Here is a 21,795-nt window from a genome sequence, read left to right on the forward strand (position 1 = left end):
TCCCTACTATAGATCTTTTTACTTTCTTAAGATATATTTTACAATAAAAATACTAACTTCATACAATACAATGACTGGTATGGCAACCATGGTTTGCGAAAACACATCGGGTGTAGGAGAAAACACAGCACCTACCACAAAGGATAAAACCATGACATGCTTACGTTTACCTGTTAAAAATGCGGAACCAATAAGACCAAATTTGGCCATAACGACAATAAATAAAGGCAATTCAAAAATAAAACCAAAAGGCAGTAAAAACGAAATGACAAAAGATAAATACTCTCCAAGGGATAGTAAAGGTTGAAGATTTTCAGTAGCAAAACCCATAAAAAATTTGATTCCAGCTGGCAGTACCAAAAAATAAGAAAAAGCCAGTCCTATAAAAAATAAGAGTACTGAAGAAGGTATTAAAATAACAGAAGCCATACGTTCTTTACTCGTCAATGCTGGAACGACAAAAGCCCAAATTTGATATAAGACGATAGGCAGTGCTAATAGAAAACCAGCAAATAATGACACCCTCAAATATGTAAAAAAAGCCTCCGCAGGACTCATATAATACAATTTACCAGCAGGTGCTGTAATATACTGTACTAGTTCAGCAGCGAAAAAATAACTGATCATACTCCCTACAGCAACAGCCATAATGATAATAATCAGCCGCCGTCTTAATTCCTCTAGATGATCCACTAAGGACATTTGATTTTCTATCGGATCCTCTTGAAGCTGCTCTTCCCTTTTCTCGTTACCTACAATCTCAGCCATTGAGCATTCCTCACTTTTTCTCCTCAGACTTGCTATCAACTTTTATGGCTGGATCTTGGACTTGAGAAGATTCGCCAGTTGTTGCTTTTCTAAATTCTTGAATCCCTTTGCCTAGCGCCTTACCTACTTCAGGTAATTTTCCAGGTCCAAATACAACAAGGGCAATCACTAATATTAACACCAATTCCGGCATGCTAAAACTAAACATTTGTACATAGCCCCTTTCAAATCCTATTATGTATATATTATACCTAAAAACCCATAAGAAGAAAAGACTTGGCTTGTGCCAAGTCTTTTGCATTTGGAACAAAAGCTCACATTATAAAATATTTGTCTTCTTTCTAAACAATCAGTAACTGCGTAAACCTACAAAGTCAGCAACTGCATGAAATGCTTCACGATGCTCCCCTGTAATGCTTGCTGGTATCACGCTTCGTGCATGATCTAAATAATCCGAAACACGTTTGTAGGAGTATTCGATTGCCTCAGTATCTTGTATAATAGAAAGTCCTCGTTTAATTTTTTCTTCAGACATATTCTTAGTTTGTACAATTTCCCTTAATTCATCACGATCAGCGCTATGCTCTAAGGCAAAGATAACTGGTAAGGTCACTATCCCTTGCCTTAGATCGTTCCCTACTGGCTTACCAATCTGCTCGGAAGATGCAGTAATGTCTAAAATATCGTCTGTAATCTGAAAAGCCATTCCTAATGAATAGCCATATTCCCTTAAAGCCTTAGTTTCTTCCGAAGATAAACCGACAGCTAACCCACCCAATTCGCAGCTTGCCGCAATAAAATCAGCTGTTTTTTGTTCAATACGTTTAAGGTAGTCATTTTCCGTTTGATCCGCAATGAAAGTACTGCGGTTTTGGTTAATTTCACCCTCACACATAGAACAGATTACATCTGTCAATACTTTCAGCATTTCGTTGCTCGCTTTATTTGCTACTAGGGAAAAAGCTTTAGCAAATAAATAATCACCAATCAATACAGAAGAATGATTACCCCAACAAGAATTAGCAGTAGATTTTCCCCTTCGCGTTGTCGCATTATCAATAACATCATCATGTACCAAAGTTGCCATATGTATTAATTCAATAGCAATCGCCATTGGCATTATTTTTTCCATAGTGGATACTTGGTTTTTAGTACACATAAAATACAAAGCGGGACGTAATCTTTTTCCACCTGCTTCGACTAAATGTTTGCTAATATCTGTTATTAATTTTTCCGGAGAATGTATGACAGAAAGTAATTCCGTTTCCAATAACAATAAATCACTTTTTACAATTTCAAACATCGAATTTTTATTCACTATTTTAATCACCTACACGCAAAGTCTGTTACTATAATACACTATTATCTGTCTTTACGTCTATTGCTTTTTTCAAATTCTATGACAATTCTGTATCAAATTTCTTCATAAATTGCCATTATTCTATAAAAACCATCTATATTATAGAATTAATGATGGCAACCTACTTAGGAATATAAACTCCTCACCTTATTACTATTTACTATTCTGAACAAATTCATCCCCTTTTTCCCTTACCATAAAAATACTGGGTAGAGAACCCTCTCTACCCAGTATTTTATCTTTTTATTTATTTCCCTTTCAGGGAATCATCCATCTGAGCCAGTACGCTTGTGCGTAGGTCATGAATCCTACAATTATAGCTAAAATCAGTGAATGTTTCACTGTGAAACTAAATAGATCGCCCTCCTTACCAACTAGTCCAGTAGCGGCAGTAGCTACGGCAATACTTTGTGGGGAAATCATCTTACCGCAAACACCACCGGAAGAATTTGCTGCTACTGTCAAAATTGGATCGACCCCAACTTGTTGTCCAGTAACTGCTTGCAAGTTGCCAAATAATGCATTTGCCGAGGTATCCGAACCAGTTAAAAATACTCCTAGCCAACCTAGAAAGGGCGAGAAAAAAGGAAATAAAGAACCCGTGCCAGCTAAAAATAAGCCAAGAGTGGAACTCATACCAGAATAATTCATAATGTAAGCTAAGGCCAGTACAGAAGGAATTGTAATGAGTGGCTTTATTAATTGTCTAAGGGTTTTAAAGAAAATGGAAATAAATCTCTCCGGTCCGACGCCTAAAAATAAAGAAGTAATTATACTCGCAATGAATAGCCCCGTTCCTGCAGCACTTAACCAGTTTATTTTATAAAGTGCTGTCATAGGCGTTGGTTGTTTGACAATCGGTGCAACCTGCACAATTAGTTTATCAAGTCCGGGAACCACCCATTTTAACGTTACCGCATCTAACATTGCTGCTACGGGTTTTAACCCCCATAGGATTACCATCACAGTAAGAATAATAAAAGGTGACCATGCTTTTAATACCTTACCTAAGGTTAATGCATTCCGATTTGCAACAAGAGTCGGTGCAGGCTCATTTTCAAATCGCCAAATTTTTGCAGGCTTCCAAGATTTTAAGAAAATCGTCAACGCAATGATACAAGCTAGAGACGATAAAATATCCGGTAACTCTGGCCCAATGTAATTGGAGGAAAACCACTGAACACTAGCAAATGCAATACCTGCTACTAAACATGCCGGCAATACTTCCATAGCTGCCTTCCAACCTGCCATCAACACAACTAACCATATTGGAATAATAACTGAGAGAAACGGTAATTGTCTTCCTACCATGGCACTGATATTCATTGTTTCGATACCAGTAACTTGTCCTGCAACAATAATTGGAATACCAATACCGCCAAACGCTACAGGCGCTGTATTAGCAATTAAGCATAATCCTGCAGCATATAGAGGATTGAAACCAAGACCTACTAACATACCCGCTGAAATAGCAACAGGAGTGCCAAAACCAGCTGCCCCTTCCAAAAAAGCACCAAATCCAAAGGCAATTAACAAAGCTTGCAGCCGACGATCGTCTGTAATTGTGGCAATCGAATCTTTTACTATTTCAAATTGTCCGGTCTCAACCGTTAAATTGTAAATGAAAATAGCAGTGATTACGATCCAATAAATCGGGAATATTCCATATAAAGCTCCCATGACCGCTGAGGTAAGTGCAAGGCCAACAGGCATTTTATAGGCAAAAATGGCTACTAACAAAGCAGAAGTTAATGCTAGTATGCCTGCAATTTGGCCTGGAGTTCGACGAATAGCTAGCAAATAAAAAATCACAATGATGGGAATAGCCGCTAGCAACGAGGACAGAGCTAGACTATGCATCGGGTCATATATTTGCGTCCATGTCATTAAAGTAACACCCCTTTGTTTTTTTAGCTGTTTCACTAGGTATATGGCACATTTATGTACCAACAAGCAAATGCTTTATATCACCTCTCTTTTTGGCTATTTATAGTTTGACCATTAACCAAATTTATATTACTTTTTAATTTACTTGCTAACAGGCACTTATGAATTACCGTTCTTAAGAATTCAATGAAATGTCATAAAAAAAGATAGCTACACATCTTTTATGTGCAGCTATCTTGCAACTATCATTTACTTACTATTTTCTTTAAAATATTGCATACTAATTTTTTTCCATTCGCGGGTACTAAATAACATGACATAGTCTTTTAGGCCAGTACGATTTGCTATATCCGCTGCTATTGCCTTACATTCTTCTCGATTATGGGCATGGAGCATGGTATAAAAGTTATAGGGCCAATCAGATTGAGGAACTCTCCCGTACAAATGGGATATAATTGCATCTTGTGCCAATAATTTCCCGATCTCTTCAATCCGTTCCTCAGGTACAATCCATGCACATAAGGCATTTGCCGCATATCCTACTTCACGATGCCTAAGAACAGCGCCCATTTTACGAATTTTCCCTGATTGTCTATACCCTTGCAATCGCGTTAAAAGTTCGTCCTCACTAATTCCCAGTCTTTCTGCTATTTCACGAAAAGGCTCCGCTACTAGTGGGAAATCTTCCTGCATGATCGCAATAATTTTCTTATCTAACTCATCTAGCATTAAGGTACCTCTCTTCCTACTTGCTTGAAACTTCTAGTTGTCCTTACGATAAGGAAAACTGCACACTCACCTTAAATTTTTTAGTCGCTGGCAAATTAAGCAGCCTAACTACACCATCCAAATTCCGCACTGTCTCCAAAATTTCATTTTGTTTTCCTAAATCTGGACTCAACAAAGTAAACCATAAATTTAAGGTTCCTTCCCGTTCATAATTGTGAGTGACGCCATAATAAGAATTAATTACTTCAGCCACTTGAGGAATGTACTCCTCTTTTACCTCTAGGGCTACTAATGTACCAATGTAACCAAGCTTTGTTGAATCAAAGAAAGGTCCAATACGACGAATTAGACCTTGCTCTTTTAGAATTCTAAGCCTTTCGATTACCACAGACTCCTCCGTCTTAAGCTTTTCGGCCAGTACGGCGAAAGGACGCTTGTCAAAAGATAAGTCTGTCTGAATCAGATTTAATAAGCTCTTATCAAATGCAGTAAGCATACACAACTCCTTTATTATTTTCTCCTACAAAATGATCTATACAGTCATCAGAATGCCATTACAACATAAATGAAACGGCGTTTATTAATAGATAACATTCTGATTGTTTTTATTAAGTATCCTTCACCACAGAAAAAATCTTATACCATCCTGATAAAAGAAATAGTATAAAGATGCCCCCGAACCTTAAAAAGGAGAACAGCATCAGCTATTCTCCTTTTCATTTATCTTCTATTTTAACAGAATTTGTCCAATTACGTCAAGTAACTCAGGACGACCTAATCCTTTTTCTGATGAATAAGCAATAATGTTACCGCCTTTCATTCCTAGACCTTTACGAATGGCAGCTACATTATTCTTCACACCCATGCGGGTGAGCTTATCCGCCTTTGTCGCAATGACCTGTACAGGTATATCATTTTCAACTAGCCACTTGTAGGTACTAATATCACTCTCCATAGGAGCGTGCCTGATATCAATTAACTGACAAGCAAGCTGCAATCTCGGAGATTTTAACAGATATTCTTCAATGAATTTTGCCCACTGCTGCCGATTGGATCGACCAGTTCGAGCATATCCGTATCCAGGCAGATCGACGAGAAAAAATTCTCGTCGATCTGTTTCACTCATTTTTGCCATCAATTTATAAAAATTAAGGGTCTGAGTTTTACCTGGGCTACCACTGGTGCGAGCCAATCCATTACGTCGGCTTAAGGAGTTGATTAATGAGGATTTCCCTACATTAGAACGCCCCATAAATGCAATCTCATGCAGCTCTCCTTCTGGGTATTGATTGATACGTACAGCCGAAGCAACATATTGACCACTGGTAATATTAATTTCTTTTTTAACGACTTCTTCTTTAACGACTTCTTCTTTTATGATTGTTTCACTCATTTTTTGTCACCAAAGCTGTTTTAAGCACCTCATCCATATGTTCAACAAGCACAAATTCTAAGTTCTTTTTCACATTTGCTGGTATTTCATCCATGTCTCTTTTATTCTCTTTAGGCATGATGATTGTTTTAATTCCTACACGATGGGCTGCCAGTACTTTTTCTTTGATACCGCCTACTGGTAGAACCCTGCCTCGCAAGGTAATTTCCCCTGTCATCGCCACATCACTGCGCACAGGTCTACTTGTTAAAGCTGACACTACGGCTGTAGCCATGCTGATACCCGCAGATGGACCATCTTTGGGGATCCCGCCTTCTGGCAAGTGAATATGAATATCTGCCTCATCTTGGAAATTTGCATCAATTCCAAGCTCTTGTGCACGGGTACGAATGTAGCTAAAACCAGCCTGAGCCGATTCACGCATCACTTCGCCAAGTTGACCTGTAAGCATTAATTTGCCTTTACCTTTCATCACGGAAACTTCAATAGCCAATACATCGCCGCCGACTTGAGTCCAAGCGAGACCTGTGCTCACCCCGATCTGCGGTTGACGTTCTGCTTGTGTATGACGATATCTAGCAGCTCCCAAATAAGTATGCAAATTTTGCGCTGTCACTTTTACATTCGTGCGTTTTTCTTGAACAATTTGGCGAGCCACTTTACGGCATAAAGTCGCAATGTTGCGTTCTAAGCTACGAACTCCTGATTCCCGGGTATAATCGCCAATTATCTTTTGCAGAGTACCTTCCGAAAAAACGATTTGTTTATCCGTCAAGCCATGATCACGAACTTGTTTGGGAACCAAATACCGTTTCGCAATCTGTACTTTTTCTTCTTCTGTATAGCCAGGAATATTAATAATTTCGATTCGGTCTAACAATGGACGTGGAATGGTATGCATTACATTTGCAGTGATGACCCATAAAACACGGGAAAGATCGTAAGGCACTTCCACATAGTGGTCACTAAAGGTATTATTTTGCTCCGGATCAAGAACCTCTAATAATGCTGCAGAAGGATCCCCTCGAAAATCAGCACTCATTTTATCAATTTCGTCTAATAAGAATACTGGATTTTTTGAGCCAGCTGTACGTATTCCTTGAATAATGCGACCAGGCATTGCCCCCACGTAGGTACGACGATGACCGCGAATTTCAGCTTCATCCCGCACACCACCTAAAGAAACTCTCACAAATTTTCGGTCCATTGCTTTCGCAATAGAGCGCGCTAAGGAAGTTTTACCTACACCAGGAGGGCCTACTAGACATAAAATAGGTCCTTTCATCGTTTCCGTAAGTTTTCTTATGGATAAATATTCCAAAATACGTTCCTTGACCTTTTCTAGGCCGTAATGGTCTTCATCCAAGGTCTTTTCCGCCCCATCAATATCTAGCATATCTACGGTCTCTTTTGTCCAAGGCAGTGATAGTAATGTATCAAGATACGTGCGAATGACGGCACTTTCAGCTACCATCGCAGGCATTTTTTCTAAACGTTCAATTTCTTTATTGATTTTTTCTGCAACTTCTTTAGGAAATTCCTGTTCTTTTAGCCTTGTACGATATTCCTCAACCTCTGCTGCCCGATCATCTTTTTCACCTAATTCTTTTTGAATGGCTTTTAGTTGTTCCCGTAAATAGTATTCCTTTTGCGTCTTTTCCATTTGCTTACGCACACGGACACTAATTTTCTTTTCTAATTCGAGAATCTCCATTTCACGACCAAGGATATCACATAGTTTTTCCAATCGTTCTTTTACATTTACAGCATCTAGTAATGCTTGTTTATCTTCAATTTTAAGTGATAAATGACTTGCAATTAGATCTGTCAAACGTCCTGGTTCCTCAACAACAACAACTGAAACCAAAGTTTCTGGTGGAATTTTTTTACTAAACTTAACCCATTGTTCAAATTGAGAAATTGCTGTCCGAGTTAAAGCCTCAATCTCTAGCGTTCTAGTTTCTGGTTCATCAAATTCATTGACTTCTACCTGATAGAAAGCTTCAGACTCTACATAATTTATAATTTCTGCACGATGTAATCCTTCTACTAATACTCTGATTGTTCCGCCTGGAAGCTTTAAAAGCTGCTTTACCTCTGCCACAGTTCCAAAATTAAAGATATCTTCTGGCTTCGGTTCATCATTTTGTGCGTCCTTTTGTGTGGCCAGCATAATGAATCGATCATGTACCATTGCTTCTTCTAAGGCACTAATCGATTTTTCACGACCTACATCAAGGTGAATAATCATATATGGAAAAACTAAGATGCCTCTTAAGGGCAGTAGTGGTATTGTTCTTGTTTGTGTTTTCTTTACCATAAATTCGTCTCCTTTACTTGTCCTTATCCTATTACTATTATTTTCATCCTTAACAATTATAAATATTCTTATTTACCATGCCAAAATCCTTTTTAGACAAAATAAAAACTACAAAAAATAGTGAATTTTTCCTTTTACACCTTTTCTAATAGATAGTATAATGTATTATGTTAACTAGATTGTCTTTATCATGGAATTAGAGAGGGGAAAGTACATGAATTGGCAAAAGATTAACTGGCCAGTCATTGTTATTGGAATCATACTCACTTTTGCTGCTACCAGCGGCAGTTATTTTTTTTGGCAGCAATATGCTGTAACCAAACCAGTTACCCAAGCAGTAGGAGAAATTGCCGGGGTTGAAAAAGTAGTTATTGACTCTAAAAATCAAACTATCCCAAAAGTTAACGTTACTCTTACAAACGTAGATAACTTAGAAGTAGCTTATCAATCTATTAATGATGCACTTACAGGTAGTTTAGGATCGTCAAAATATAAGCTGATCCTCCATGACCATCGGACCCCTGAATTGGAGCAACTTTATTATACAATCCACTATTATGTATACGAAGGAATTTCCACAGGAAAATTTAGCGCTATGTCTGAAAAGATCCAAGAAAAAGCCGTCGCTGCCAATACAAAAGCGTACGTTTATATCGATTCAAACAATGTTTATCTTCAACTTACAGCCACCAATGGTAATTTATACCAAATCATCCCCAGAGAACCAGATAGTAAAGGGGTGAAATAAAATGTATTACGCAGAAATAGGCTTTGGTATTAGTACAGGTTTCTTGCTCTTTTTGTTTTGGCAAGGGTTTGATGTTGTACCTATGCTCTTTGTTATAACATTAATCATTGCAGCTGTCTATCTTAATCATGCAAAACTTGCCAAAAACTCTTTTGCAAAAAAAGAAGCAAAAAGTTCAGCCTCTACACTGATTGGCTTTGATGATATTGGCGGACAAGAAGTGGCAAAGCAAGAGTTACGCGAAGCTTTAGAATTTATTAAAGATGCTACTCGTATTACACATCTTGGTATCCGTCCTTTAAAAGGTGTTTTATTAAATGGGCCACCTGGTACAGGAAAAACACTACTAGCTAAAGCTGCAGCACAGTTTACTGACTCCGTATTTTTTTCTGTCAGCGGCTCAGAATTCGTTGAAATGTATGTAGGTGTGGGTGCTAAGCGTGTTCGGCAATTGTTTGAGCAGGCTAAGAAGCTTGCTAAGAGTCAGCATAAAGAAAGTGCGGTACTCTTTATTGACGAATTAGATGTCGTTGGTGGCAAACGCGGTCAAACTACTAGCAATATAGAATATGATCAAACATTAAATGAACTGCTTGTACAAATGGATGGCCTCTCTTTCGATGACAGTGTTCGCATATTAGTCATAGGAGCTACCAATCGAATCGATATGCTTGATCCAGCCCTGCTGCGTCCAGGACGGTTTGATCGGCAGGTCAAGGTTGACTTGCCTGATAAAAAAGGGCGGCTTCATATTCTTGCACTTCATACCAAAAATAAACCGTTAGCAAAAAATGTCTCTTTAGATAGTATTGCGGCAAATACTTTTGGTTTTTCAGGATCTCATTTGGAAAGCTTAACAAATGAAGCTGCCATTATGGCTCTTAGAGAAGAGCAAACTTTAATAACAGCAGATCACTTTCAATGCGCAATTGACAAAATTATTATGGGTGAAAAACTAGACCGGGTACCAAATCAAATGGAAAAACATCGCATTGCAGTCCATGAAGTAGGACATGCTCTACTCAGCGAATTGACCCGTCCAGGATCTGTAGCAACCATTAACATTGCTTCAAGAAGCAATGCTTTAGGCTACGTAAGACAAACACCGCTAGATGATACCTATTTATATACAACCAAAGTTCTCACTGATAAAATTGCCGTAGCATTAGCTGGTGCAGTTGCTGAAGAAATTCAACTAGGCAATCGCAGTACCGGTGCAGCTAGCGATTTTAAACATGCTACAGAATTGGCAAAACAGATTATCCACAGTGGTATATCAACCTTAGGAATTGTTTCTCCAGAGGATCTATCAAAAGAGCTACTGCATGTTACCTTAACATCTATTATAAAAGAAACAGAGAAATACGTTCACAACATCCTTGTTGATCAGCAAGATTTGTTAGAAAAAATATCTACGCTCCTATTAGATAAAGAGTGTATAAATGGTGATGAACTAAGAGATATCATCAATATAACTCCATAGCAATACGAAAAGAAGATAACCCCTTTGAAGGGTTATCTTCTTTTCGTATACATCTTTATGCTGATCTACGTTCCGCAAATAAAAACTTCAGAGACCAAAGACCAGATAAGCCAACTAGTACATAGACTGCACGACTCAAAAAGGACTTCTGCCCGCCAAAAATTGTGGCAACTAAATCGAACTGAAATAGCCCAACTAAAAGCCAATTCAAGGCACCAACGATGACTAAGAGTAACGCAATTTTATCCATTTCTTAACCACCTATTACTTATTTTAATTTGATATCCCTGCAGCCGCTAAGATATCTGGCTGTGGCACTGCAATATCTCGATGCAGTACTTCTACATTCTTCATTAATGCGTAGTCTAAAGCTTCCTCAATCGTTTCTATACCAATGACTTCAACCGGTAATGTTTGATACATTTCCTGCCAGTTATCTTTAGGTATTAAAACTCGACGTGCTCCAGCCTGTTCGGCAGCGTACACTTTAGCACTAACTCCACCTACAGGTCTGACCAAACCACGAATCGAGAGTTCTCCTGTCATTGCTACTGTATTACTAATAGGGATTCCTTTAACCGCGGAGTAAATTGCCACTGCCATAGTTACACCTGCCGAAGGACCATCCACTGGACCACCACCAGGAAAGTTTACATGAATATCGTAACTATGTAACTCCATTTTAAAACGGTTAGAAAGCACAGTAAGCACATTTTCTAAAGAACTTTTAGCCATACTTTTACGACGTATTGTACGACCTGGCGCATCTAATTCTTCCTCATCAACTACCCCAGTAATAGTGAACTTTCCTGTACCAGGAACAGCTGTAACTTCGATTTCCGTAACAGCCCCCACGTCAGCTCCATAAACTGCTAGTCCATTTGCAAAACCAACTTGAGGAGCATCCGGTACTTTCTTTTCTGGTCTTCGACTATAGTGGCTAAAATTAATAACCCATTCAACATCTTTACAAGTAATGGATTGACGCTGCTCATTAATTGCAACACCAGCAGCGATCTGAACAATATTAACACCATCTCGCCCATTGGTAGAGTACTGTTTTATCACTTCTACCGCTTTATCATCAATCGCAAAGTTAATTTTTTTCGCTGCATTATAAACAATTCTGCCTATCTCATCAGGTAGTATAGGGCGGAAGAATATTTCCACACACCGAGACCGAATTGCTGGTGGAATATCTTGCGGGGTTCGTGTTGTAGCACCTACTAAACGAAAATCAGCAGGCAAACCATTTTGAAACATATCGTGAATATGACTTGGAATATTTGTGTCTTCACTATTGTAATAGGAACTGTCTAGGAATACTTTACGATCTTCTAGTACTTTTAAGAGCTTATTCATCTGAATGTGATGCAGTTCACCTATCTCATCAATAAATAGTAAACCACCATGAGCCTTCGTTACTGCGCCAGGCTTAGGTTGAGGAATACCTGCTACACCTAAAGGACCTGCTCCTTGGTAAATAGGATCATGAACTGTACCAATTAATGGATCTGCAATACCACGTTCATCAAACCGAGCCGTAGTGGCATCAAGCTCAATAAACTTCGCACAGCTTGAAAAAGGTGATAAGTGGTTTCGTTTCGCTTCTTCTAGTATCAATCTCGCTGCCGCTGTTTTTCCAACCCCAGGGGGTCCATAGACTAACACATGTTGTGGATTAGGTCCACACAAAGCTGCTCGTAAAGCCTTCAGCCCATCCTCCTGCCCAACAATTTCGGCAAAAGTCGTTGGACGAGTTTTTTCAGATAAAGGTTCTGTTAAAGAAATGGACCTCATTCTTTGCAATTTGTCCATTTCCTTCTTAGACTCACGTTCGACAGCAACCCGATTTCCTTGTTGCGACCGTAGCAAATTCCAAAAATACAAGCCAATGACAACGGCAAAAAAGAATTGTATCACCGTGACAATGTTTATCGCATAATCCACTGATTACAAAACCTCCTCCCCAACATTTCTGATTCTGAATTTAGTATTGGCAGACGGCTTTATTTTATCCTGTTAAAAAAAGTAAAATAAGAAAAGACTTGGCTTGTGCCAAGTCCTCGGACGCAGGCAGAAGCCAAGTCGTTCTTACTTGGAATCAAGAAAGTGTTATACTTTCTGATTCCGTAAAAACAGGAGAGACTCTCGTCTCTCCTGTTTACTCACGCTGATTCTTCTTTTTTCTTAGCCTTGCGATCAACCGTAACTAAGATAGGTTCTTCCTTATTCAAAACCACTTCTTTTGTTACTGTACATTTAGCCACATCTGCACGAGATGGTACTTCATACATCACATTGCACATAATGCCTTCAATAATCGCTCTTAATCCCCGTGCGCCTGTATTGCGCTTTAAAGCTTCCTTCGCAATTGCATCAAGGGCATCTTCTTTAAACTCAAGCTGCACATTATCAATTTCTAAGAATTTTTGATACTGCTTAACTAATGCATTTTTAGGCTCTAGCAGTATACGGACAAGGGCAGATTCATCTAATGCATCCAGTGTTACAACGACTGGTAAACGGCCGACAAATTCAGGAATAAGACCAAACTTTAAGAGATCCTCAGGCAAAATTTGCTGCAAAAGATCACCAATGTTTTTCTTCTCCTTACTCCTCACTTCGGCGCCGAATCCCATATTTTTCTTACCTGTACGTGCGCTGATTAACTTATCAATACCGTCAAAAGCACCGCCGCAAATAAATAAGATATTGGTCGTATCAATTTGAATAAACTCTTGGTGAGGGTGCTTGCGTCCACCTTGCGGCGGCACACTTGCTACAGTACCTTCTAAAATTTTAAGTAAGGCTTGCTGCACACCTTCCCCAGATACATCGCGAGTTATAGACGGATTCTCCGATTTACGGGCAATCTTGTCAATCTCATCAATGTATACAATACCCTTTTCGGCTTTTTCTACATCATAGTCAGCAGCCTGAATGAGTTTTAGCAAGATATTTTCCACATCTTCTCCAACATATCCGGCTTCTGTCAGTGAGGTAGCATCTGCAATGGCAAAAGGTACATTTAACAATTTTGCTAAGGTCTGCGCTAATAGTGTCTTACCACTACCTGTTGGCCCAAGCATCACGATATTGGACTTTTGAAGTTCAACATCATCATTTTTACTGCCGAAATTGACACGCTTATAGTGGTTATACACCGCTACAGCTAATGTTTTTTTCGCAGAATCTTGACCAATAACGTATTGATCTAGAATATCTTTAATTTCTTTAGGCTTTGGAACATCACGAAGCTCAATATCAATATCTCCGCTTAGTTCTTCCTCAATAATCTCATTACATAGCTCAATACATTCATCGCAAATGTATACTCCAGGACCTGCTACCAATTTCTTGACTTGTTCCTGTAGCTTACCGCAAAAAGAGCATTTGAGTTGACCTTTGTCATCCCCAAATTTTAACATACTATCACCTCTTTATTTGGGACTTTCAAGACGCCTATCTCCCCGAACAACCACAGAATCAATAATACCATACTCTTTAGCTTGTTCAGCAGACATGAAGTAATCTCTTTCCGTGTCATGTTCGATTTTTTCTTTACTTTGACCAGTCTGATTGATCAGAATTCCGTTAAGAAGTTCTCTGGTTCTTAATATTTCTCTGGTATGGATTTCAATATCAGTAGCCTGACCTTGGGATCCACCTAAAGGCTGGTGAATCATCACACGTGCATAAGGAAGTGCATAGCGCTTACCTTTTGCACCTGCTGACAACAATAAAGCTCCCATACTTGCAGCTTGCCCCATACAAATTGTGGAAACATCTGGTTTAACATACTGCATGGTATCGTATATAGCCATACCTGCAGTGACAACGCCACCAGGGCTGTTAATATACATATGGATATCCTTATCTGGATCTTCCGATTCCAAAAACAGAAGCTGGGCAATGACTACATTTGCCACATTATCATCAATGGGACCACCAATAAATATAATACGATCTTTTAAAAGTCTAGAATAGATATCATAAGATCGTTCTCCACGACTAGATTGCTCTACTACTATTGGTACAAAATTCATAGTATCACACCTCTATTGGTTTATTATTTTTTTATTACTCTTTTTCTACACTACTAATAATTAGCTCAGCAGCTTTTTTGCGTAATATGGAATCATATACAGTAGACATTTTTCCTTGTCCGCTGATAATTGCTTTCACATCCGCTACTTCAGCGCCGTATCCTTTAGCGATAGTAGCAATTTCGAAATCTACTTCGTCAGGGCTTACTTCCAATGCTTCTGCTTTTACGATTGCTTCTAATAGCAAATCAGTTTTAACATTCGCAAGAGCAGACTCTTTGTAATTTTCGCGTAGTGCTGCCATGTCTGTATTCATGTATTTCATATAATGATCAAGCTGCATTCCGCGACTTTCTAAGTTAGCACCTAAATCTTCAATCATTTTAGAAATGCGCTCTTCTACCATAACTTCTGGAATATCTACAGTTGCGTTTTCAACAGCTTGCTTAATTGCTTCATTACGGAAATCACGTTCTGCTTTTTCTGCAGCAGCCTTTTCTAACTTATTCTTAATGTCGGCCTTTAATTCCTCAACTGTGTTAAATTCGCTTACATCTTTTACAAATTCATCATCAAGCTCTGGTAACTCTTTACGTTTTACGTCGTTAACTTTTACCTTAAAGACAGCGTCTTTACCTGCTAAATCAGGAGCATGATATTCTGCTGGGAAGGTTACCTTAACATCCACTTCAGAACCAGCTTTTGCGCCAATTACCTGCTCTTCAAAGCCAGGGATGAATGTATTAGAACCTACTTGTAATGGATACGCTTTGCCTTCTCCACCTGGGAAAGCTACACCGTCAACAAATCCTTCAAAATCAATAACAGCAAAATCGCCATCTTCAACGATTGCATCTTCTGCAACTACCATTTTTGCATGACTATTACGCATAGTTTCTACTTCGGCATTAATTTTTTCTTCTGTAACAGCTTCTGCTCCCACAGCAATTTTTAAACCTTTATATTGCCCTAAAGTAATTTCTGGTTTAGCAACTACAGTGGCTTTGAACACTAAATCTTTGTCTTCTGCCAATGTTACAACATCAATTTGAGGACGGCTTACTGGTTCAATATTATTATCTTCAAGAGCTTTCGCATAGGCAGGACTTGCCATGATTTCAAAAGCTTCATCTAATAATGCTTCTTTACCAATATGTAATTCTAAAATACGACGAGGTGTTTTTCCCTTACGGAACCCCGGAATGTTCACTTTATTAGCTAATTTACGATATGCCTTATCAACCGCTTTTGCTACTTCCACCTGAGGTACTTCAATTTCAAAAACCACTTTATGATTGTCTATTTTTTCTACTGTTGCTTTCATTTTGTATTGTATCCTCCCTATGTAATTACTTGGCGACATTTATGTGTAACGCCAAAAATAGTATTACCATTTTTAACATGCTTGCTATGTTATTACTAATGATTTTCTTACTTTGGACATAAAAATCACACTTTAGAATGTCATAGCCCATATGATACCATAATTATATAACAAAAACAAGATATATGCAAAAAACCCAGCAGTATCTGCCGAGTTCAATAATTCTATGGAGCGGAAGACGAGATTCGAACTCGCGACCCTCGCCTTGGCAAGGCGATGCTCTACCGCTGAGCTACTTCCGCATGTTTCATTTTTCTACCAACAACGTTGTTAATTATATATGTAATCATTTTTTTTGTCAAGATCTCATACAATTTAAATTTTGTCTTTTTTTAATTAATGCACACCTCGCCCTCTTAATTGCATATTATGTAATAAATCACCGCAAAGGGGGATGAACTGTTGTATTATTGCTTACAAGATCATTGCAAATTGGTGAAAGGCGCCAGTAGGGGTGCAATTTATAATTTTAAAACAGGAAAGGTGCACTCAATCAACTCCAGTGCCACTCAATTACTTAGTGCCTGCCAAGGTAATGCCATCGAAACCCTGTGGGATATTACCTCTCCTGATAGCGAGCAGTATATGAATTTCTTAGAGAAACTAACAAAAATAGAATTGGGTTCGTTTCAGGAAACTGCGCCCACTTCTCTACCCGAGATTTCCTCACCCGCAGATCCTATAAAACTTGGTTTTCTTTGGTTAGAATTAACCTCGGCCTGCAATAGCAAATGCCTACATTGTTACTCTGAAAGTGGGCCATCCCGTAAAGAGCTTGACAAAGTACCTCATGAGCGCTGGCTCTCCCTTATCGATGAAGCTAAATTAGCAGGTGCCACGGATATTCAGTTGATTGGAGGAGAACCCCTCCTTTACCCCAAATGGCGAGAATTAGTTATTAAAGCCCATCAGGTTGGCTATGAATACATTGAAATTTTTACAAATGCTACTTTAATAGATGACGACTGCATTGACTTTTTTAAACAATATAATGTAAATATTGCAACTACGATTTATGCCAATAATGCGCTTGTCCATGACCGTGTTACATTGCAACCCAATAGCTTTAATAAAACCATGACTGCGATAAAAAAATTGATGTCCGCAAATATTCCTTTACGAATTGCTTCTATTATTATGAAAGCAAATGAAGATGAAGTTCCCAATATTCTTGCATTATATGACGAATTAGGTATGACAGATTCGTATCCAGATGTTGTTCGTCCTACAGGTAGAGGAGACGATCAAGACTTACTCCCAACAACCTATTCAAAACCTCCTATTAAGCCCCCCTTTTATACAGATGAAACTTCCTTTACCACTGCGCATACTTATTGCCAATGCCTTGCAGGGAAAATTGCGGTGACTTCTACAGGAGATGTCATCCCCTGCATCTTCGCAAGAAATCAACTCTGCGGTAATATCTTGACAAGTTCTCTGGCTGATATATTAGAAGGTCAGCCTCTGTTACAATGTTGGCATACAACAAAGAATCAGATCCTCAAATGCAAAGATTGTGAGTATCGTTATGCCTGCTCTGATTGTCGCCCCTTGGCCCAAGGTAGTGATCCTGAAAAGCGCTGGTTAGCCTCGCCAACTGATTGTTCCTATAACCCTTATACGGGCACTTGGGAAGGCGCAAATTAACCCTATACTAAAAGGAGGATCATAACATGTATGATGATGAAGATAATAATGAAAGAAGACCTAAATGGGACAGACCAGAAATGGATGACTGGGATTATGATTACAATGATGATGATTATGATGATGATGATGATCAACGTGTCATAGTAGGATGCAATCCGTCTGCCTTTTGCTTTCCTCGGCAAAATTGCTTCCCTCGCCAAAATTGCTTCCCTCGGCAAAACTGTTTCCCTCGCCAAAATTGCTTCCCACGGCAAAACTGTTTCCCTCGCCAAAATTGCTTCCCTCGGCAAAACTGTTTCCCTCGCCAAAATTGTTTCCCTCGGCAATGTTTCCCTCGTCATACTTGTTTCCCTAATCAACATTGCTCTCCCCGCTTTTGCAACCCTACTTCTTCTTGCTATCCACGACGTTAATACACCTTTATTTAAAAAGGGCACCGGATATTCCGGTGTCTTTTTAATGAATTTCACCCATCTTTTCTTATTAGGACCTCTAATATTCTACCTACATGCTTCCATTTACTACTTTACTGTTAAAAAAGCTAGGAAATACCTTTAATCAGGAGTATATTGGTCACAAATGACAATTTTGAATGAAAACATTACTTTTTACTACAAAATGCGTCAAAATGATCCTTTCCTTTTACTATAACTACTGTATAATTGATTTCATGCCCAATTTTATATATTTCCAAAAGATGGTTATACTATATCGAACGTAATTTGCTACATGCACAAGCACACACAAGAAATATCGGAGGTAGATTCAACTATGATGCGATTCGTTCGGCGAATCCTTATCGGCAAACCCTTACATAATCAAGAAATGAGCCACGAAAAACTTCCTAAGTGGAAAGCACTCGCTATCTTTTCTTCAGATGCCTTATCCTCTGTGGCTTATGGCCCAGAGCAGATTATGCTGATGCTGACACTTCCAGGAATTTTAGCCTACGGCTATTTAGCGCCAATCTCGATCGCTATTTTAGCTCTTTTAGCAATTGTAACTTTTTCTTATGTGCAAGTAGCCAAAGCCAATCCAGGAGGTGGCGGTTCTTACTCAGTTGCTATTACTCACTTGGGCGAATTACCGGCCCTTACGGCAGCAGCGGCCCTATTTGCAGATTATACACTGACCGTAGCGGTAAGTGTATCTGCAGGAACAGCTGCTATTATGTCGGCGTTTCCTATATTAGCACAACATGAAGTGCCCATCGATTTAGCCATTTTATTTGGAATATTAATGCTAGTGAATTTACGGGGAGTTCGGGAATCTTCTACTGCATTTGTGTTTCCAACTTATGCATTCATTTTTGGTATAATTGCATTGATTGCCACGGGAATATACCAAACAATTACTAACCATACACCTGTTATCCCTCCTGAATCCTTAACAAAACAAATGGATTGGACTGTGGTCGTACTTATTCTACGTGCTTTTGCAAATGGTTGCAGCTCGATGACTGGAGTTGAGGCTATCTCTAATGGCGTTCCTATGTTTCGTTCTCCTGAGGTACGCAACGCTACATTAACAACTTATTGGATGTCAGGAATCCTTGGACTTATGTTTATTGGTACTTCTTTCTTAACCATGCATTTTCACATTCTACCTTTAGAAGATGTAACGGCTTTATCACAAATCGCAGAATTAACTTTTGGACGTAATTGGGCTTATTATTACATACAAATTACTACTATGCTGGTATTATATCTAGCTGCTAATACCTCCTTTAACGGTTTGCCCCCCCTACTATCTATTCTAGCAAAAGATGGTTATATGCCCCGCTATTTAGGGGTGCGTGGTGAACGTTTAAGCTTCTCTAACGGCATTGTACTTCTTAGTATTATTGCTGGAATTTTAATCGTTATCTACCACGGCAATACGGAACATTTAATTTCCTTATATGCCATTGGCGTTTTCCTTTCCTTTACCATTGCTCAGGTAGGGATGGTGGTTCACTGGCGAAAGGAACGAAGCCCTGGCTGGATTGTACGATCTACTGTAAATTCAGTAGGTGCCCTTGTAACTGGAATTGTTGTACTTATTATTGCTATCACGAAATTTTTCTATGGTGCCTGGTTAGTTCTTGTATTTATACCTGTGATGATTTTCATCTTCAAAAAAATTCGTTCTCATTATAATGATATGGCTGAACAGTTGCACTTACCAGTAGAAGATTTCAATCCAGAAGAGGAAGCAAATCTTAAAACTGGTAGAAATGTAGTTATTGTGCCTATTTCTACTCCTACTGGTGTAGTAGCGCAGACCCTTAAATATGCGAAAAGCATTAGTAATGATGTCATCGCTCTGCACATTGCAACGGATGAAGAAGTTGGTAAAAGAGTAGAAGTAAAATGGCAGGGTTGGAATCCTGGTGTTGAATTAGTTACCATTTACTCTCCTTATCGTTTAGTGATCCAACCCCTATTAGATTATATAAGTAATTTAGAACGTCAGAGGAATCCAGAAGACTATATTACAATCTTAATTCCTGAATTCCAAACTAAAAAATTGTGGCATCGTCTATTGCACAATCAAACAGGCTGGATTCTTCGGACCTTACTAATTTTGAAGGAGAACGTTATCGTAACCACGATTCCCTTCCACTTAAAAAAATAAAATTTTTATAAAAGTTAAGCTGTACAACAAATTGTACAGCTTAACTTTTTTTAGGTAGAATCAGAAAGTATGAGTTTCTATTTAGAAAGATTGAACCACAAAGACACAATGCTACGGTACAGCACACAAAAGAGTACGTTAAACACAGAGAACACAGAGACATTCTTATTCTCCCCCTCTGTGTTCTCCGCGTCCGCGTAAGCGGCTTTGTGTCTTTGTGTCTTTGTGTTTCAAAACGTCTATCTTAAAAGGACGCGTAGCTTTTTTCTTATATCCATGAATATAATGGGCATATTTTGACAAAATACAAGTAGGAGGTGTTACATATGACACTAAATTTAAGCCAAAAAGAAAAGATGTTATTGCAAGATCAACAAAATCATGAGAAAATTTGCATAGAAAAATACCAATCCTATGCGAACCAGGCTCAAGATCCTCAACTAAAACAACTATTTAGTTCCTATGCTCAGCAAGAACAGCAGCACCTAAATACGATCACCCAAATGTTGAATGGACAAAATCCAAATATGTCGTCCTCACAACAGCAGGGTCAACAACAAAACCAAAACACTGTGCAAAGTAATATGCAAAATTCAACCTCGGCAAGCCCTTCTTCACAAGCAGCAAGCCAAAATGATAGCACCTTATGTACAGATATGTTAATGACGGAAAAATTCGTATCTGGAGCTTATGATACTGCTATATTTGAATTTGCTGATCCTAACGCTCGCCAAACTCTAAATCATATTCAAAAAGAAGAGCAAAAACACGGCGAAGGAATCTTCCAGTATATGCAAAGCAAAGGCATGTACTAAAAAGATTTTATCTTCTTGCCTAAATAAATAGAATGACCATTGTTAATAAAAACAATGGTCATTCTATTTATTTAGCGTTTTATAGATTTTGCCTCCCTCTTAGAAGGTAGGTTTATCTTATTTGCGCTGTGATAGTTCAAGCAAAATCCCGCCTGTAGCTTTTGGATGAACAAAAGCAATACTCGCACCACCAGCACCATAACGAGGTGTTTCATCAATCATACGAACGCCTTTTGCTTTAAGGTCAGCAATGGCTGCTTCAATGTTGTCTACACGAAGGGCAATGTGTTGCATGCCTTCGCCATTTTTTTCAATAAACTTAGCAATAGGGCCATCCGGTGAGGTAGATTCAAGTAATTCTACTTCACTATCACCGCAAGGAATAAAGCAAACTTTTACTTTTTGTTGCTCTACTGTTTCCTCACCCATTACTTCCATACCAAGCACTTCGGTATAGAATTTTTTTGCTTGTTCTAAATCTTTTACTGCAATACCAATATGGTCTACTTTTAATGTTTTAAACATCAAAGATCCCTCCTAACCTACTTTTGCAAAATAGTGGCCATTATATCATTGACAACACCATATGGATT

20 protein-coding genes and 1 tRNA gene are annotated in these 21,795 nt (G+C 38.7%); 5 read left to right on the plus strand and 16 right to left on the minus strand.

Annotation, left to right across the window (positions count from 1 at the left end; translation table 11 throughout):
* Window positions 1–18: 18 nt before the first annotated feature.
* The 8 genes from tatC to lon all read right to left on the minus strand — a co-directional run bounded on the left by tatC (window position 19) and on the right by lon (window position 8,457).
* Window positions 19–768 (minus strand): twin-arginine translocase subunit TatC, encoded by a 750-nt coding sequence (gene tatC, locus QSJ81_RS23380; protein ID WP_285719754.1) that lies wholly within the window; start codon window positions 766–768, stop codon window positions 19–21.
* A gap of 10 nt (window positions 769–778) precedes the next feature.
* On the minus strand, window positions 779–976 hold the full coding sequence (locus QSJ81_RS23385) for a twin-arginine translocase TatA/TatE family subunit (protein ID WP_285719755.1): 198 nt from the start codon (window positions 974–976) through the stop codon (window positions 779–781).
* A 141-nt stretch (window positions 977–1,117) separates the two neighbouring features.
* Entirely contained in the window at window positions 1,118–2,071 is a 954-nt protein-coding gene (locus QSJ81_RS23390; RefSeq protein WP_285719771.1) for a polyprenyl synthetase family protein, read from the minus strand.
* A gap of 315 nt (window positions 2,072–2,386) precedes the next feature.
* A complete protein-coding gene (locus tag QSJ81_RS23395) occupies window positions 2,387–4,015 on the minus strand; it encodes an L-lactate permease (RefSeq protein ID WP_285719756.1) in 1,629 nt (542 codons plus the stop codon).
* 249 nt (window positions 4,016–4,264) lie between these two features.
* Window positions 4,265–4,744, minus strand: coding sequence for a siroheme decarboxylase subunit beta (gene ahbB, locus QSJ81_RS23400; protein ID WP_285719757.1), 480 nt, complete (start codon window positions 4,742–4,744; stop codon window positions 4,265–4,267).
* 43 nt (window positions 4,745–4,787) lie between these two features.
* The gene (ahbA, locus tag QSJ81_RS23405; protein ID WP_285719758.1) at window positions 4,788–5,240 is read right to left on the minus strand and encodes a siroheme decarboxylase subunit alpha; all 453 of its coding nucleotides are present in this window, start codon (window positions 5,238–5,240) and stop codon (window positions 4,788–4,790) included.
* Window positions 5,241–5,471: 231 nt separating this feature from the next.
* Window positions 5,472–6,137, minus strand: coding sequence for a ribosome biogenesis GTP-binding protein YihA/YsxC (yihA, locus tag QSJ81_RS23410; RefSeq protein ID WP_285719759.1), 666 nt, complete (start codon window positions 6,135–6,137; stop codon window positions 5,472–5,474).
* The gene (lon, locus tag QSJ81_RS23415) at window positions 6,130–8,457 is read right to left on the minus strand and encodes an endopeptidase La (RefSeq protein ID WP_285719760.1); all 2,328 of its coding nucleotides are present in this window, start codon (window positions 8,455–8,457) and stop codon (window positions 6,130–6,132) included. The genes yihA and lon overlap by 8 nt, the downstream gene beginning before the upstream one ends.
* A 214-nt stretch (window positions 8,458–8,671) precedes the next feature.
* On the opposite strand from lon, the gene QSJ81_RS23420 reads away from it, so the two are divergent.
* Together QSJ81_RS23420 and QSJ81_RS23425 are read left to right on the plus strand one after the other, a co-directional pair.
* Window positions 8,672–9,205 carry a hypothetical protein gene (locus tag QSJ81_RS23420; protein WP_285719761.1) on the plus strand — a complete coding sequence of 178 codons (534 nt, stop codon included), beginning with the start codon at window positions 8,672–8,674 and terminating at the stop codon, window positions 9,203–9,205.
* Between the two features lies 1 nt (window position 9,206).
* A complete protein-coding gene (locus QSJ81_RS23425; protein ID WP_285719762.1) occupies window positions 9,207–10,688 on the plus strand; it encodes an AAA family ATPase in 1,482 nt (493 codons plus the stop codon).
* A gap of 55 nt (window positions 10,689–10,743) precedes the next feature.
* Here QSJ81_RS23425 and QSJ81_RS23430 read toward each other — a convergent pair whose 3' ends face one another.
* From QSJ81_RS23430 to QSJ81_RS23455, 6 genes are all read right to left on the minus strand, one after another.
* Window positions 10,744–10,938 (minus strand): DUF378 domain-containing protein, encoded by a 195-nt coding sequence (locus QSJ81_RS23430; protein WP_285719763.1) that lies wholly within the window; start codon window positions 10,936–10,938, stop codon window positions 10,744–10,746.
* Between the two features lie 23 nt (window positions 10,939–10,961).
* Complete coding sequence (gene lonB / locus QSJ81_RS23435) at window positions 10,962–12,638, minus strand: ATP-dependent protease LonB (protein ID WP_285719764.1); 1,677 nt, start codon at window positions 12,636–12,638, stop codon at window positions 10,962–10,964.
* A gap of 218 nt (window positions 12,639–12,856) precedes the next feature.
* Entirely contained in the window at window positions 12,857–14,119 is a 1,263-nt protein-coding gene (gene clpX / locus QSJ81_RS23440) for an ATP-dependent Clp protease ATP-binding subunit ClpX (protein WP_038672116.1), read from the minus strand.
* A 12-nt stretch (window positions 14,120–14,131) separates the two neighbouring features.
* Window positions 14,132–14,737: an ATP-dependent Clp endopeptidase proteolytic subunit ClpP gene (gene clpP / locus QSJ81_RS23445; protein WP_038672118.1), complete on the minus strand. Its 606-nt coding sequence runs from the start codon at window positions 14,735–14,737 to the stop codon at window positions 14,132–14,134.
* Between the two features lie 34 nt (window positions 14,738–14,771).
* On the minus strand, window positions 14,772–16,061 hold the full coding sequence (gene tig, locus QSJ81_RS23450) for a trigger factor (RefSeq protein ID WP_285719765.1): 1,290 nt from the start codon (window positions 16,059–16,061) through the stop codon (window positions 14,772–14,774).
* 227 nt (window positions 16,062–16,288) lie between these two features.
* Window positions 16,289–16,363 (minus strand) — tRNA-Gly (locus tag QSJ81_RS23455).
* Between the two features lie 160 nt (window positions 16,364–16,523).
* On the opposite strand from QSJ81_RS23455, the gene QSJ81_RS23460 reads away from it, so the two are divergent.
* Complete coding sequence (locus tag QSJ81_RS23460) at window positions 16,524–17,768, plus strand: radical SAM protein (RefSeq protein ID WP_285719766.1); 1,245 nt, start codon at window positions 16,524–16,526, stop codon at window positions 17,766–17,768.
* A 2-nt stretch (window positions 17,769–17,770) separates the two neighbouring features.
* On the opposite strand, the gene QSJ81_RS23465 is transcribed toward QSJ81_RS23460, so the two are convergent.
* Complete coding sequence (locus tag QSJ81_RS23465) at window positions 17,771–18,133, minus strand: hypothetical protein (protein WP_285719767.1); 363 nt, start codon at window positions 18,131–18,133, stop codon at window positions 17,771–17,773.
* A gap of 409 nt (window positions 18,134–18,542) precedes the next feature.
* On the opposite strand from QSJ81_RS23465, the gene QSJ81_RS23470 reads away from it, so the two are divergent.
* Together QSJ81_RS23470 and QSJ81_RS23475 are read left to right on the plus strand one after the other, a co-directional pair.
* Window positions 18,543–20,387 carry an APC family permease gene (locus QSJ81_RS23470; protein WP_285719768.1) on the plus strand — a complete coding sequence of 615 codons (1,845 nt, stop codon included), beginning with the start codon at window positions 18,543–18,545 and terminating at the stop codon, window positions 20,385–20,387.
* Window positions 20,388–20,713: 326 nt separating this feature from the next.
* Window positions 20,714–21,202, plus strand: a complete 489-nt coding sequence (locus QSJ81_RS23475; RefSeq protein ID WP_285719769.1) for a spore coat protein — start codon at window positions 20,714–20,716, stop codon at window positions 21,200–21,202.
* Between the two features lie 117 nt (window positions 21,203–21,319).
* On the opposite strand, the gene mce is transcribed toward QSJ81_RS23475, so the two are convergent.
* The gene (gene mce, locus QSJ81_RS23480) at window positions 21,320–21,727 is read right to left on the minus strand and encodes a methylmalonyl-CoA epimerase (RefSeq protein WP_285718563.1); all 408 of its coding nucleotides are present in this window, start codon (window positions 21,725–21,727) and stop codon (window positions 21,320–21,322) included.
* Between the last annotated feature and the right edge of the window lie 68 nt (window positions 21,728–21,795).

The sequence above is a fragment of the Pelosinus sp. IPA-1 genome, from assembly GCF_030269905.1.
GTDB lineage: Bacteria > Bacillota > Negativicutes > DSM-13327 > DSM-13327 > Pelosinus.

What these genes read in the sequence shown, in the direction of transcription:
- tatC (WP_285719754.1), bottom strand. Translation starts at nt 768, where the DNA reads ATGGCTGAGATTGTAGGTAACGAGAAAAGGGAAGAGCAGCTTCAAGAG.
- mce (WP_285718563.1), bottom strand. Translation starts at nt 21,727, where the DNA reads ATGTTTAAAACATTAAAAGTAGACCATATTGGTATTGCAGTAAAAGAT.
- QSJ81_RS23430 (WP_285719763.1), bottom strand. Translation starts at nt 10,938, where the DNA reads ATGGATAAAATTGCGTTACTCTTAGTCATCGTTGGTGCCTTGAATTGG.
- ahbB (WP_285719757.1), bottom strand. Translation starts at nt 4,744, where the DNA reads ATGCTAGATGAGTTAGATAAGAAAATTATTGCGATCATGCAGGAAGAT.
- lon (WP_285719760.1), bottom strand. Translation starts at nt 8,457, where the DNA reads ATGGTAAAGAAAACACAAACAAGAACAATACCACTACTGCCCTTAAGA.
- QSJ81_RS23465 (WP_285719767.1), bottom strand. Translation starts at nt 18,133, where the DNA reads ATGTTGATTAGGGAAACAAGTATGACGAGGGAAACATTGCCGAGGGAA.
- yihA (WP_285719759.1), bottom strand. Translation starts at nt 6,137, where the DNA reads ATGAGTGAAACAATCATAAAAGAAGAAGTCGTTAAAGAAGAAGTCGTT.
- QSJ81_RS23425 (WP_285719762.1), top strand. Translation starts at nt 9,207, where the DNA reads ATGTATTACGCAGAAATAGGCTTTGGTATTAGTACAGGTTTCTTGCTC.
- QSJ81_RS23475 (WP_285719769.1), top strand. Translation starts at nt 20,714, where the DNA reads ATGACACTAAATTTAAGCCAAAAAGAAAAGATGTTATTGCAAGATCAA.
- QSJ81_RS23390 (WP_285719771.1), bottom strand. Translation starts at nt 2,071, where the DNA reads ATGTTTGAAATTGTAAAAAGTGATTTATTGTTATTGGAAACGGAATTA.
- clpP (WP_038672118.1), bottom strand. Translation starts at nt 14,737, where the DNA reads ATGAATTTTGTACCAATAGTAGTAGAGCAATCTAGTCGTGGAGAACGA.
- clpX (WP_038672116.1), bottom strand. Translation starts at nt 14,119, where the DNA reads ATGTTAAAATTTGGGGATGACAAAGGTCAACTCAAATGCTCTTTTTGC.
- ahbA (WP_285719758.1), bottom strand. Translation starts at nt 5,240, where the DNA reads ATGCTTACTGCATTTGATAAGAGCTTATTAAATCTGATTCAGACAGAC.
- QSJ81_RS23385 (WP_285719755.1), bottom strand. Translation starts at nt 976, where the DNA reads ATGTTTAGTTTTAGCATGCCGGAATTGGTGTTAATATTAGTGATTGCC.
- QSJ81_RS23420 (WP_285719761.1), top strand. Translation starts at nt 8,672, where the DNA reads ATGAATTGGCAAAAGATTAACTGGCCAGTCATTGTTATTGGAATCATA.
- QSJ81_RS23470 (WP_285719768.1), top strand. Translation starts at nt 18,543, where the DNA reads ATGATGCGATTCGTTCGGCGAATCCTTATCGGCAAACCCTTACATAAT.
- tig (WP_285719765.1), bottom strand. Translation starts at nt 16,061, where the DNA reads ATGAAAGCAACAGTAGAAAAAATAGACAATCATAAAGTGGTTTTTGAA.
- QSJ81_RS23395 (WP_285719756.1), bottom strand. Translation starts at nt 4,015, where the DNA reads ATGACATGGACGCAAATATATGACCCGATGCATAGTCTAGCTCTGTCC.